The 13849-nt window shown below is 39.8% G+C and carries 9 protein-coding genes; 2 read left to right on the top strand and 7 right to left on the bottom strand.

Going from position 1 to position 13849, the window contains the following annotated elements; translation table 11 throughout:
• Nucleotides 1–38 precede the first annotated feature (38 nt).
• Complete coding sequence (gene dacB, locus NSQ62_RS00880; protein WP_341322072.1) at nucleotides 39–1433, bottom strand: D-alanyl-D-alanine carboxypeptidase/D-alanyl-D-alanine-endopeptidase; 1395 nt, start codon at nucleotides 1431–1433, stop codon at nucleotides 39–41.
• A gap of 177 nt (nucleotides 1434–1610) precedes the next feature.
• Here dacB and NSQ62_RS00875 point away from each other — a divergent pair, with 177 nt between their 5' ends.
• Both NSQ62_RS00875 and NSQ62_RS00870 read left to right on the top strand, forming a co-directional pair.
• Nucleotides 1611–2180 carry a hypothetical protein gene (locus NSQ62_RS00875; protein ID WP_341322071.1) on the top strand — a complete coding sequence of 190 codons (570 nt, stop codon included), beginning with the start codon at nucleotides 1611–1613 and terminating at the stop codon, nucleotides 2178–2180.
• Nucleotides 2181–2192: 12 nt separating this feature from the next.
• Nucleotides 2193–3437, top strand: coding sequence for a glutathionylspermidine synthase family protein (locus NSQ62_RS00870; RefSeq protein ID WP_341322070.1), 1245 nt, complete (start codon nucleotides 2193–2195; stop codon nucleotides 3435–3437).
• A gap of 139 nt (nucleotides 3438–3576) precedes the next feature.
• Here the strand turns inward: NSQ62_RS00870 and NSQ62_RS00865 are convergent, their stop codons facing one another.
• The 6 genes from NSQ62_RS00865 to NSQ62_RS00840 all read right to left on the bottom strand — a co-directional run bounded on the left by NSQ62_RS00865 (nucleotide 3577) and on the right by NSQ62_RS00840 (nucleotide 13291).
• A complete protein-coding gene (locus NSQ62_RS00865; RefSeq protein ID WP_341322069.1) occupies nucleotides 3577–4302 on the bottom strand; it encodes a 3-ketoacyl-ACP reductase in 726 nt (241 codons plus the stop codon).
• 616 nt (nucleotides 4303–4918) lie between these two features.
• Nucleotides 4919–5701 (bottom strand): glucose 1-dehydrogenase, encoded by a 783-nt coding sequence (locus NSQ62_RS00860; protein ID WP_341322068.1) that lies wholly within the window; start codon nucleotides 5699–5701, stop codon nucleotides 4919–4921.
• A gap of 222 nt (nucleotides 5702–5923) precedes the next feature.
• Nucleotides 5924–6232, bottom strand: coding sequence for a DUF3243 family protein (locus NSQ62_RS00855; RefSeq protein ID WP_341322067.1), 309 nt, complete (start codon nucleotides 6230–6232; stop codon nucleotides 5924–5926).
• 216 nt (nucleotides 6233–6448) lie between these two features.
• Nucleotides 6449–7075 (bottom strand): nitroreductase family protein, encoded by a 627-nt coding sequence (locus NSQ62_RS00850; protein WP_341322066.1) that lies wholly within the window; start codon nucleotides 7073–7075, stop codon nucleotides 6449–6451.
• A gap of 210 nt (nucleotides 7076–7285) precedes the next feature.
• Nucleotides 7286–8554, bottom strand: coding sequence for an OFA family MFS transporter (locus NSQ62_RS00845; RefSeq protein WP_341322065.1), 1269 nt, complete (start codon nucleotides 8552–8554; stop codon nucleotides 7286–7288).
• A gap of 336 nt (nucleotides 8555–8890) precedes the next feature.
• The gene (locus NSQ62_RS00840; RefSeq protein WP_341322064.1) at nucleotides 8891–13291 is read right to left on the bottom strand and encodes an S-layer homology domain-containing protein; all 4401 of its coding nucleotides are present in this window, start codon (nucleotides 13289–13291) and stop codon (nucleotides 8891–8893) included.
• Between the last annotated feature and the right edge of the window lie 558 nt (nucleotides 13292–13849).

Genomic DNA, 13849 nt, shown 5'->3' with positions numbered 1-13849 from the left:
GATAATGAATTAAGTTTCAGAATACTTAGATTGAAATACTATATTGCACTTATAGCTGCCTTTAAGCCCTCATCTATATACGGTATTCCGTCTTCACGACCTTCTAACATAACCGAAAAAATATAATCCTTCCCACTCATCCCAGTGACGTAGCCCGATAAGCAGTTAACCTCATGAATATAGCCTGTTTTGGCGAAGATTTTCTCCAAGTATTCCGGCTCTAAAAAGCGTTCCTTTAACGTACCGCCGATTAAACGATTGTTATTGCCACCAACTGGTAAGGATTCAAAGAACACATCAAAATATGGCTCTTTTTGTAGCTCGAATAATAGCTGTGAAATGCCATTTGCATGCAGACGGATTCCGTGCGACAGCCCCGAGCCATCAACAAATTGCCACGTAGCACAATCAATATTTTTTCTTACTAAATAGTCCTGTACAACACGTAACCCCGCTTCATAATCGCCAACACCGTGTTTTAATTTCCCAAGCGTTTTCACGAAAATATCAGCAATGCTATTGTTGCTGAGCTTCATGAAAATCGAAAACAGTTCTCCCACTGTACGGGATTGATGTGTATAAAGGAGCTTGGCCTTTAAAGGCACAACCCCAGCTGTCACCGGCTCACTATGTGTAAACAAAATCGCCTTTTCTTCACAGAGCACTTTAAAAAATCCGAGTGTGTTCAGCGTTGGGTTTTGTAGCGACACCCATACTTTTGCGCTTTCGCCGGCTGGTAGTTCACCTGTAATGACGATTTGATTCGTGTTAGTTAGACGAATCACTTCGAGCGTGTTTTCGGCTTCACTTGCTACGGTTACCGCTTCATTTGTAATCGTATGACCACTTAAATGTGGAATCACTTCGAATGTTGGGGGCTCTCCAATCGCTTGAGCCTGTGCGGTTACGAGAATCGTACTCGCATCAAAATCATCAGTTGGTGACATCGTAATCGGTGAAATGCGCGCCCCGTAATAATGCGTTTCCCCTTCCTCGTCCACGCCCGGTGGCAGGGTATCACCTGTAAAATACGTGTCATCGCCGATTATTTGGCCGGTTATATGCTCAATGCCTTGTTGTAATAAGATGTCTGCAAACTGCTCGAGTGTTTCTTTATTAATCGTTGGGTCTCCGTAGCCTTTTATATATACATTGCCGTTTAGTATCCCCGCTTCGATATCCCCGTCTACATAAACTTCCGTTTGAAAACGGTAGTCTAACCCAAGCTCCTCTAATGCGACTGCACCTGAAATAATTTTCATGTTTGATGCCGGACGCATTAAATGCTCACCGCGATAGCTATATAAAATTTCACCGGTTTGGCGGTCTCGTAATGTAAACGTCGCCTTGTCTTTTCCTAAGCTTTGTTCGACAGCTTGATCAAGTGCTGTAACCGCCTCAGGTACTAATATCCTCGCTTGAATTTCTCCCATTTCCTCATCCCCCGTTGAATAGTTTGAATTTACTGTAAATTAATTGTAGCAGAAAAGTATTACTGATGATGTAGGAATTTTTTATGCATTACCTCTCATGAAAATTAACAAATTATTGAAACTTTCTTAATTGTTCTATCGTAGAATAATTAACACCATCGAACGGGAGAGGATTTTATGGCAACTTGGAAAAAGGTAGCGGCAGTAACAACAGCTTCTGCCATGACATTACAATTAACTGCGTGCGGCGCAGAGCAGGCGGTTTATGAGGAAACGGCTGAAGAAATCGTTTATACAGACACAAGCTACGATGAAACAACAAGCGTACCAAATTCAGAAGAAAATTTACAAGCAATTGAAGAATCCGAGTTTTATGAGGCATGTGAGGAATGGGCTGAGCATGAGGACGGGTCTTATACATGTGAGGATCAGGCCTCAAGCTATCACGGACAGCACTATTTCGGTGGGCTGATGTACGCAACGATGGGCGCGATGCTTGCGAGTTCTTATTACAAATCAAAAGCACTTAAACAAGAGCAACCAATCGGATCAAGCTCAGGTGGTGGAAGCGGTTCGCGTGGCACTTCTAGTACGACAAACGGGGCAACAACGACATCCCCATCACTAAACAAAACAGACAGCACGCAAAACACAAACAAACCATCAAACGGCACGACGAACTATAGCAGCGGGAAATCAGGCTTCAGTTCAGGTGGCGCATCACGCGGTGGCTCTTCGTCATCATAAGGAGGATAAGTCATGAGACGAGATTACAGCAAGCGCGCGAAATTTTATGCGCCTTATAAAGACAGCTTTTTCGCTGATTTTGTTAATCTTGAATATGCCTTATATGATGTGATGGTCATACCGAGGAAAAAAATCGAAGAAATTCGCTTTGCCTCACACATGCTGTGGGGCATTTTTTGTAAGGTTGCGCGAGTGTTACCGCACATGCCAAAAGAGCAGCTACTTGCACTTGGTTTACGTCAGGACATGCTTCCATATATCAATATTGATTACCTCAATGAAATGGCGGTACTCGCGCGTTTTGATTTTATTTGTACCGATGATGGGCGCATTAAATGCATAGAGCTAAACGGAGATACACCGTTTTTAGTACAGGAAACATTTGAGATGAACGAGGAATTATGCGCGGAGTTTGGTGTGAACAGCCCAAATGATACAAAGCAATTCGTAAAAGGAATGTCACAGGCACTGTTTCAGGCAATGCAGTATATCGGGAAAGCTGACAAGCCGAAAGTCGTCATTACCGGGAAAACGGCTGAAGATGATATCGAGGAGCACTGCCAGGTGAAATTTATTCAAAACGCACTGCCCTTTGACATCGAATATATCCCGATTAAAGAGCTAATTATTATTAGCGAAGGCCCAAAGCGTGGCTTATACACCAAGGCATTAGAGCGCATTGATATTTTATACCGCCCTGCTCACCCAATTGAATTTTTATTAGATGATGTGGCAGATGATGGTGACCTTATCGGCTTACAGCTACTGGATTTAGTACGTGACAAGGAGCTTGCCATCATCAACGCACCGGCTGCTTATTTACTGCAATCGAAAATTTTACTATGGCTAATTTGGGAGCGTCGTAACGATGAAACCCTATTTACGAAGCATGAGCGCGGGGCGGTTAAGCGCTATATGCTGCCGACGTTTTTAAGCGATGCCCCATTTTTAGAAGCGGGTCGCGCATTCGTGAAAAAGCCGGTGTTCTCACGCGAGGGTAATACCGTAGAAATTTTCGACGCACACGGTGACATGCAAATCGCATCACCCAATCGCCACTATACCGATAATTTGTACTTGTACCAGGAATTTACCGAGATGCCTGAAGTGACGATTCAGTTAAAGGACGGCACGCATAAGAAAAAATGGCTTATTGGCTCGTTTATGGTAGACGGGAAAGCTTGCGGGGTGGCATGCCGCGTAGGAAACGCCATTACCGAATGGGATTCGCACTGGATGGCCGTTGGAGTGGAATGAATTTTAGAAAAACACATTTCGCACCAAATAGCGCAAAATGATGTCCTTTCTTATGTGGAATTCCTTGAAAAAGTTATATTTTCCTATCCATAAAAAAAACGAAATTGCACACAAGGGCAATTTCGTTTTTTCACGACTATTAGAATGGGTTTGTATTCATTAACGTTGCGTTTTTAATATACATACGTTGGTTTAGCTTTAACTGCGCCACGATATATTCTGCGATATCTTGTGGATGCATGTATTGCTCTTTTTTATCAGCTGGAATTAAGTTCAGTGAATCTGCTAAGTCTGTCGCAATCGTACTTGGTGTTAATGCTGTAACACGGATGTTGTTACGACGAACCTCTGCTGCTAACGATTCCGTAATCCCAATGACACCGAATTTTGCTGCACTATAGGCACTTGATGTTGCCGCACCGTTTAAACCGTTTGTTGATGAAATATTAATGACATCACCGGCATTTTTTTCGATTAACTGTGGCACGATTGTGTGTGATACGTTGAATGTACCCATCACACTTACATCGACAATGTTTTTGAAATCAGCTGGGTCCATGTCCACTAGCTTTTCGAATTTCCCAACACCTGCATTGTTTACTAAGATGTCTGTTAAGCCTAATTCTGCTTTGAATTTTTCTGCTGCTGCTTGTACTTGTTCTAAATTCGTTACATCTGCTACAGCATACGCTGCTTTCACACCATAACCTTCAATTTCTTTTGCAACTGCTTGTAAATCGCTTTCAGAGCGAGCGATAATTGCTACGTTTACGCCCTCTTTTGCTAATTCTAACGCAATTGCTTTCCCGATACCGCGCGCGGCACCCGTAACTACTGCTACTTTACCTTGGATTGATTGACTCATGTTAATCGACTCCCTTATCTATTATTCTACTAAAATTTTAACATAGTCCTTTTTTAAATGCAGAGATTTCCCCTTTTAATTGTAAAAACGAAAGAGTTTTGAAATTAATCAAACCATCAGTGAGGCCACAACATCTTTACAAATTAACTGCATGCGCTAATCGCTTTTTGTTATTTCGTGTTGATCATGCAAATATTGGAAAAATGTCTCATAATTTCTATGTTGAAAATCTTCGAATTCAAACTGTGACAACGCATGAAAAGCCTGATTAGCCTGAATAACAACGCCCGTTTGATTCACAACGATCATCGCATCTGTATTCAGTTCAAACAAAGCTTCATAATTTATAGAGAACATGCTGATAACAAACCCTTCTAATTTCAATCTAATAATTATCATTATATATCTAAATAACAGAACAATACTTATAAAGGATTACCTTGTAGCTGCTTTCATTAGATTGCACGACGTTAGAGCCTATAGTCAGCTTGCAGTTTTGTTAATTATTTGCGAATTTCACGCATGCAAACTTAAAAGCTTTGCTAATAGCGAACCGTACGCAAAGCTTTTAAAATTTATAAATTATGTTGAGTTAGTTGTGTGTACGTTTAGTAAATTAATATTTATAAGACTGGCCGCCATCAATCGGAATGACTGCACCGTTAATGAAGTTTGCCTGGTCTGACAGTAAAAATGCCACTAAATAGCCGATTTCCTCTGGTTTACCGAAGCGCTTCATTGGGTTACCTTGAACAAATTCACGGCCAACTTCTTCCCAGTTGTCGCCGCCCATTTGACGCAGTGAGCCTTCAACCATTGGTGTTAAAAACGCACCTGGTGCAATGGCTTTCACAGAAATACCAAACTGTCCGTATTCTACAGCTGAGTTGCGTGTTAAGCCAACAACTCCGTGCTTACTCGCCGCATAGCCTGACTGATTGCCGACACCCCGAATACCCCCAACTGATGCGGTATTAACGATTGTGCCAAAACCTTGCTCTTTCATAACCTTAAGCACAAATTTCATACCGTAAAACACACCATTTAAATTGATCGACACAACTTTTTGGAATTCATCCACCCCGTAGTCTTCCGTTAGGTTTTGCTTGCCTTCTACACCAGCGTTATTAAAGAACGCATCAATCTTTCCAAATGTGGCGACGGTTTGCATCACAAAATTTTCTACCGCTTTTTCGTCTACTACATTCGCTGTAATAAGTACTGTTTCCGCACCAGGCGTAGCCGCTTCAATTTTTGCCTTCGTTTCCTCCAGGCCGTCCTTATTTAAATCGACTAATACAAGCTTCGCACCTTCTGCGGCAAGCTGTAATGCGGCCGCTTGTCCTAAACCTGAACCACCACCTGTAAGAAGTACTACCTTTTTCTCGAAACGTTTCATAATTCTTGTCCCCTTTGCATGTTGGAGTTGGTACCGTGTTTATTATTGGGTATTTTGTAGAAAACAAACCCCCAATCAAAGGCAATTAAAAAAATAAACGTTGCACGGATTAGGGAGTAATCCTTGCCGTTCATGTAAAAAATCCTTGCGTGGCTTGAGCTTCACACAAGGATTTTGGGGTTTTATGACTTGTTTACTGCGTGCAGTAGCTTTACAGTACGTTTAATCAGTTTGAATCATTTTCACTAATGCCAACGCAATATGTTTTTTGGCTTCATCATCCGAAACCTTCCACATTTCTTGCAGCAGTTTTTGTTCACTATTACGTGGTTCTTCATTTTTCGCTAAATGGTCAGCAACAAACTTGGCACCCTTAGCTAAAAACTCATCGCTTAGACCGAGTCTTTTTCCTTTAGAGAGCTGCTCATTTAAATAGCTTTTGAACTGATTAAAGTTATTTAAAATCCTGTCTTTTTCTTCTGGGGATAAATCTTTCAATTTCTGATCTACTTGATTTAATTCTTCAGACATTAAAGTTCCTCCTTTTGAATAGCGTGTTCTTTACTAAGCTTCCCCCTACTTCCCCTTTATAAACGAGTAAAATTTTAGGGGATTAATTAGGTAGTTGGATTAAGTCGCTTCTGGAGTATTCGCAAATAAAAACGCCCGGCGATTAGCCGAGCGCTGGTTTGCATGGGATTCGTTGTGTGCACCCACTGCAGAAAATTCTAATTTACTTAATGCAGATTATAAAAATTTAACAATACGTTCAAGTGGCATACGAGATGTACCACGCGCTGGTTCTGCCGCTTCACCAATAGCGATCAATACAACTGGTACTTCATTTGCAGGTAACTCGAAGCGCTCTGCAAATTTCACTTTATCAAACCCGCCCATTGTTACTGTGTCATAACCACGTTCTTTTGCAAGAAGCAGAATTTGCATAGAAATTAAACCAGCATCGTAGTGTACGATATTTTTTACTGTTTCTTTCGGTGCATTTTTATAGAGGTTAATCGTATTTTCAATCATTTTTTCTGCAACGTCGCGTGGCATGAAGCCTTGCTCACATGTTGCGCTGTAAATTTCTTCACTTCGTGTGTACATTTCTGTGTCTGCTAGTACTGCAATGACCGCAGAAGAAGTTTCAAGTTGTTCTTGGTTATACGCTAAGCCACGTAATTCCTTTTTTAGCTCTTGGTCTTGGAAAACTAAAAAGCGCCAAGGTTGCGTGTTGCTTGAAGACGGTGCAGAAGTAGCATCCGTTAAAATTTTTGCTAAGGTTTCTTGTGGAATAGATACGCCTGCTTTATATTTACGCACAGATTTACGTGCATGCATTAAGTCTGTCATTGATTGTGTAGATGTCGTCATATTGTTACCTCTTTCGTCTAGATAGTCATGAGAAATACTCATATACCTATCAGTTTACAATGAGATTACTATAGAAAAAAAGTAATTAGACTTCATGCACTATGAATTATTTGGATGCAGGAAATTGAAAAGAGCCCTGCATAATTAAAAACTACACAAGGCTCTTCAAATTTTTATAAAATTGTTACTTCACTGTGTACGTACACAAATTTACCCTACGATCATTTCTTCTTTCTTAGAAAACGCTTCCTGCTCCAAGTTTACTTTTTCAGGTTTCACAACGAACATACTAATTAACGTCGCAACCGCGAATAACGCAGCAATTACATATAACACCATGTCGTACGATTGTGTCTTTTCCAGAATAAATGCACTTAGCTGGTTTCCTGACAATCCTGCCCATGCCCAAGCTGATAAGGCTAAGCCGTGCACCGTTGAAATATTATTTAAACCAAAGCGGTCCGATAATAGTGGCGGTAAAGAAGAGAAGCCCCCACCGTAGCCTGCATTGACAATACAAAGTAAGGCAATAATCAGAAAGGCCATCGAATTATTAATGCCATCCAACGCAATCGTACATACAATAATGGCGATTGATGAAATGAAAATAATTTTATAAATCGAGTTGCGGTCCTTTAAACGGTCGCCCAATGAAGAAAACGCAATACGTCCACCAGCATTGAAAATCGCCGTTAACGAACTCACTAAACCAATCGCAGTAAATCCGATGAATGCTAAAATCCCTTTTTCCTGCGAAATTAACGCAAGGCCACATGTAATATTAATATAGAACATGAACCAAATACCAAGATACGTTTTGTTCGTTAACACTTTGCGATAGCTAAAGCTGTGCGCTTGTACATCTGATTCTTCATAGCCTGCTGGTTTCTTTAACAGGATGTGGCCAATCACCATCATCACTAAATACAAGCCGGCTAAAATGTAAAACATTGTATAAATATTTGTTGGATCTACTAACGTTCCGTCGCTGTTTCTTTCACCCATTAATTGTTCCATTAATGGACTTGCAATTACTTTTGCTAAACCAAAGCCAGCAACTGCAAGGCCCGTTGCCAATCCTTTTTGCTCTTTAAACCACAGCATCAGTGTTTTTACTGGTGTTAAATAGCCGATTCCAAGGCCAATCCCCATTACAAACCCATAAGAAATATAAATACCAAGTAGTGATTTTTGAGAAATAAAGAACCCGGTTGCCGCCATCCCAACTACAAAAAATAGCGCAGCGAGCAGCGATGATTTATGAATATCTTTTTCCACAAACTTCCCACCAAAAGCCGCCGACATCCCAAGAACAAAAATGGCAATACTGAATGCCCATTCCACTTCACCGACCGAATTTCCAATGTAAGCAGCAATATCCGCCTTAAATAATGACCAACAGTAAACCGTACCGATACTACAGTGAATTAATAAAGCCGGAATAACAGCACGTATCCACTTATTTTCAAACTTCCCCACAACAAAACTCCTTTATTATCTATCCCACTTATAAACACGAACATTAAGTGAAATATTTTATATTATTTTCGCTTTTTAATCAAAATTTTCATTAATTTAATTATTTTATAGACTTAATATTGTTTATTTACGAAAATTAATGAATTGATTATATAACATCTTTCCGAAAAAATGAATAGTAATTGTTATATTAAAATTATTTTTTAGCAAGATTTAGAAAAGTTAGTCTACATGTAGTGCACACAAAAAACGCCGCACGAGATGTTACCCTCGCACGACGTTCTATTTTATAGATTTATGAATTGTGGTGAAATGTTTGATGCCTGGTGCAGGAATTTAATTCAACGGAATATTTAAATCGTTACTAATTGAACGATATTTATTTCCTGTATCCGTTGCCCAAACAATATTTCCATACTTATCTATTGTAAATATGAAAATATGATTTCCTCGTGTGAATACTGGATTATAGCCAGCACTTGCTGGTGGGGCATTTAAATTCAGCACAAACTGTTTATCTGCTGGGCTATTCGTTTGTAAGACACCTGAGCCATAAGTCAAAATATCATTGTTCGGCGTGTTTGAGTCACTTACTAAGTTCAGAACTAGTTGTGGATCAACAGATGTTCTCGAGCTACTTGTAACTGCATAGTAATACTTCTGATTTAAAGTTAAATCAATGTCTAACTCTGTAATTACACGCATCGTCTTAGATGCAGGTACTTGGATTGTCCCAATGTTGTAGCCTGTAAGTACTGCATCAAGTAATTTACTCGCAATCGCTGCTGGGTATACATACTTCCCAAGGTTCTTAGCTGTATTCACACCATTTCGACCAACGTAATCGTAAACAACAGACTTGTTTTCATTCAGCTTCACGTTGATTGAACGATTTGCTGCTGCTAAGATTGGCGATTTGAGCTTAATCTTCAACGAAGAAGCCTTATCCGTTGCGGTTGTACTTATACCCGCTACGTAATCTTCAGCAATTTCATACTGGCTTGTGATATTTACGCCATTTTCATCAGTGATTGTTAAAATTTCACCTAATGTAAAGCCTTTTGGTTTGTTGTAGTCAGCAAGGTTACTATCACCTTTTTGACGCATAATCGCTTCACTAAATGTAATGATAAATTCTGAAGAAGCTTGAGTTAATTCACCTTTACGTGAAATAACTTCTTGAATTTCTGGAGCTTTCCCATCTGTATAAGCCGTCTTCAGCATCTGACCACCATTCGGTTCATTTGGTGCTGCTGGGTCCGCACCATCTTTACGACTAAAGATGGTAAAGTTCCCTGTTGTACCAAGCTTATCATCTGCTGCTACATAGAAGCCATACTCCTGGTGCGCATTTAGGCCACCAATTTTAATCGAGTTATCACCTTTACGGAATGGCTCTATTTCTGCACCGCCAGCACTTGCTGCTAATGCTTTAAACGCCTCGCGCTGTGCATCCGAGCTTGATGTTGGATACACCTGTGGAATTTCTTTTAATGTGCCATCCGCATTAAAGAACTGCGTATTTAAACGATAGCTATTCGTTGTTGTATCAAATAAATATTTACGTACAGCAATTACAGATAATTCCCCTGGCTCATCTGCTGTAAATTTAAACTCTACACTATTATTTAAGCCATTTGTTGCCCCTACTTCTAGGCCATAAATTAACGGTGCCTTCGAATCTGAAACAATGGGTGCACCCACAATTTGCGTGCTCACTAAACCAGCACGGTCCTTTAAGATCATGTATACCGAATAACTCTTGAACGGATTTAACTTATCAAAATCAATTTTAATTGATTGAGTATTAACCCCTAATTCCGCTGGGCCAGACTGGTTTAATAGGTTGCCGATATACGCTTTACCACCTGTTGATTCATTAAACTTCGTTGGTTTCGTTAAATTTTGTGGCTCGAACTCATCTAAGAAGTCACGCGCTGTGATGCCTTTTCCAGCAAAATCAAATCCGGATTCCATAATCATATAGTAGTACGTACCCGCCTTTGTTGGGGCTTCGAATTCTACTAAGTTACGATCCTTTTCAACAACTACTTTGTTAATTTTAATCGTTGGCAATGTATCATCACTATGTGTATAGTACGCTTCATTTCGCGGCGCGTTTTGATCCTCTGGGTAACGATCCGTGTGCTCAAATTCATTTTCTGCTAAATCGAGTACATCTTTTGATACCGTTACACGAATGGTATCGCCTTTAACTAATGAGTTGAGCGCTGGGATTGTAAAACGTACTTTGTTTTTATTTACTTCAACCTTTGACGGCTTAATTGTTTTTTGACCTGTAATATTTAAAACAGCTGTACCTGTTAATGTGTAATTATCTACATTTTCAGCTGTCGTTTTATCTAATTCTTCAGAAGCGGTAAATTCAAAAATCCCTTTATCCTTATCAACCACTCTTAATTGAGCGCTATCTGCTACAAACGGCTGGGCTTCATCCGGCATTGCCGACTTAATCGTTTTATTCTCAACTACCGTCATCTTATTTCCAGTACTATCAACCATTACCGCATAAACATAATAAGTTCTATTCGGTTCAATAGCCGCTAGATTTGGCTTGCTCCCATGAATACGAGATGTTTCGATAATATCTCCCGGTTTCGTTGCTGTAATCGTAGCAGTCGCATTTTTAATAACATCATCCACTGACATTTCTGGTGGGTTACCACTACTGCCTTCGCGAATGTAGTAATAAATTGTCCCCGGTTCACTAACTTTTTCAAACGTAAATTCTAAACGTTTACCACCAGCTGGCTGTGGTGTTGTTGGTTTTAAAAGTAATGTCGGTGGCCTGTTATCAATCGTCGAGAACTCCGTAGATTCCTTCTCCGATACATTGTCCGCAGCGTCAATCACAATCGCATAAATGACATAATCTGTTTTCGTATCTAACCCCACTATTTGGAACTTTGCAGGCTCGTCCATCACAATTGGACCTTTCCCTGCATGTTTTGTACCACCTGTTTTAATTTCATTAATCGATGGGGCCTTTTCATCTGCTTGCTTTACCACATAGTAGTAAGTGCCGTCTTCATCGGCTATTAAACTAACATCCGCAATCGTCCCACCCGCAGATACAGTTAAATCGGTAATACGTGGTGAGGTTACGTCTTTAATGACTGTATCGCCGACTGGATCACGCGACACAGGCTTCCCGTTCGTATCCTCAATATGACCAATTTGTGGCTCGTCGGTTTCGAAATCGTCAAATACATCATTCACCGTTTTATTTGGAGGAATAATCGCATCCGTAATATACGTATGATCGCTAATATTTGTAAAACCATTACTCGATGTAATGTAGTAGTTATCATAGGTTGCATCCGAACGTAAATGAACGTTTTTTAATGTGTTCTTGTACACATAGCGAATATCATGCACACCGTAAATGTTGACGTTATAATCCGTGTCGATATACATCGCATTTGGACTTGCATACAGCTCGAAATTGGCCACATTGCCCTGTACATATAAACGATCGATATCATAATCTGCCTTTAAAAACGCATGATCTGCTGTTACATATAAATGACGGACATCTGAGCCCTCAAAGTCCACGTATTTTTTTAAGTTTGGCATACGATCTTTATACGTTTTATTAGGCTTCGTTGGATCTGGTTTATCTACTAAATTTTCCTTATCAATCGGATTTAAAAAGTCCTCGTTTTTATCAACAGTTGGCTTACTCCAATCGATAAACTGCGCAACATTACCAACACTTGCCACACGGACATTGCTTAAATTCGCTAATGAACGACGCGGTGCCTCCGCAAGTTCAACGCGACCCGTAAACGTAATGTTTTTAAAGCGCACATAGCTCCCATTGACCACAAGCTCGCCTGCAAATGACGAATACTCTCCGTCCATCGCAAGTAAGCGCGATGAGGTACCACTCGCATTAATCGTTAGTCTTGAAATATTGTTAATGCGATTACCAGAGAAGTCCCCCTCAATGGTCGCATCCTTTAAAATATTTTTATTGGCTGCACTTAAAATACTGCGTAAATGCGGTGCGATTGTATGCGCAACACCATTTATGTAAATTTGGTTGCCAATGATATCCCCTACCGTATACACCGGGTTGCCACGGTCTGCCTTTTCAGCACGCCAAATAAACGTTGCCATTTGAGCACGTGTTACGCTGTTTAACGGATCATAAGAAATGGCCGTCTTTCCCTTTGTGATGTTTAAATCATAAAGCGTTTGAATAAAGTACGCATAGCCATCTTTACTTGATACGTCCTTAAAGCCGTGATTTAACTTAGTCGACACACCAAATTCAAAACCTAGTGTTAAGATTTTTGCCATTTGACCGCGTGTAATCGGCTCTTTCGGCTTAAACGTTTTGTCTGGATAGCCATTAATAATGCCCGCTTCTGCTAATGCTGCAATGTAGCGGTAGTTTGGACTATTCATTGGAACGTCCTTGAATCCTGGTTTTTTTGGGTTTTTTATATTAATATCAATTGTTAATGCCAGCATTTTCGCAGCATCTTCACGTGTGATTGATTGGTTTGGTTTAAATGTCCCGTCTGAATAGCCTGTCACAATTTTGCGGCTCGCTAAATCTAAGATGGGCTCATAGTAGTCTGATAATGGATTTATATCTTTGAAAGAATAGGCATGTGATGGTTGTGGGATCGCGACAATCACACCACTGGCTGCTAAAATTGTTGCAACTGTAGCCTTTGAAAGTTTTTGTGCTCTTTTCGATTCCATGCTAGAGAATACCTCCCTTTTTGAATTGTAAAATCATGCTGAATCTACTTGTAATTCTACTTCCTTTATATCGGCATCCGCTCCTTAAAATTGTACAAAAAAGAGTGATTTGTTTTGCTTTTTGTACAAATTCCCTCAATTTCAGCAAAAAAAAGGACTGATTTTGATCTGACCTTACCAGTCAAAGGACAAAATCACTCTAGATCACCAACCAACTTCACCTCACCCATTATTCCAATATTTATCCAAAAAATTGTGTTCAGATGGAAAATAAGTTTTCATTAGATTTCAAAAATGGTTATAAATACCTAGTTTGAAGTGGCGGAATTGTGAATTTACGATAACCAGAAATTTTCTAAAACTTTTTTTACCTCATTTTTTTAGCCTATGTACAAAAAATCATTTCTCAATCCAATATATTATATCCTAATAAGCTTTAACCAAAAATACCCACACCCCTTTTTTTGGATATTCCTTAGAACATATCGATTAACTCCGCTTTTTTAGTAGCTTTTACAAATGAGCTGCTCAATCATAATGCATGAAATGACCTACAAA

Source organism: Solibacillus sp. FSL H8-0523 (genome assembly GCF_038051985.1).
Taxonomy (GTDB): domain Bacteria; phylum Bacillota; class Bacilli; order Bacillales_A; family Planococcaceae; genus Solibacillus.
This window is presented reverse-complemented; position numbering and strand designations above follow the sequence as displayed.

Coding starts and splice junctions, on each gene's coding strand:
- NSQ62_RS00860 (WP_341322068.1), bottom strand. CDS start 5,701: ATGAAACGTTTCGAGAAAAAGGTAGTACTTCTTACAGGTGGTGGTTCA.
- NSQ62_RS00875 (WP_341322071.1), top strand. CDS start 1,611: ATGGCAACTTGGAAAAAGGTAGCGGCAGTAACAACAGCTTCTGCCATG.
- NSQ62_RS00850 (WP_341322066.1), bottom strand. CDS start 7,075: ATGACGACATCTACACAATCAATGACAGACTTAATGCATGCACGTAAA.
- NSQ62_RS00855 (WP_341322067.1), bottom strand. CDS start 6,232: ATGTCTGAAGAATTAAATCAAGTAGATCAGAAATTGAAAGATTTATCC.
- dacB (WP_341322072.1), bottom strand. CDS start 1,433: ATGGGAGAAATTCAAGCGAGGATATTAGTACCTGAGGCGGTTACAGCA.
- NSQ62_RS00870 (WP_341322070.1), top strand. CDS start 2,193: ATGAGACGAGATTACAGCAAGCGCGCGAAATTTTATGCGCCTTATAAA.
- NSQ62_RS00840 (WP_341322064.1), bottom strand. CDS start 13,291: ATGGAATCGAAAAGAGCACAAAAACTTTCAAAGGCTACAGTTGCAACA.
- NSQ62_RS00865 (WP_341322069.1), bottom strand. CDS start 4,302: ATGAGTCAATCAATCCAAGGTAAAGTAGCAGTAGTTACGGGTGCCGCG.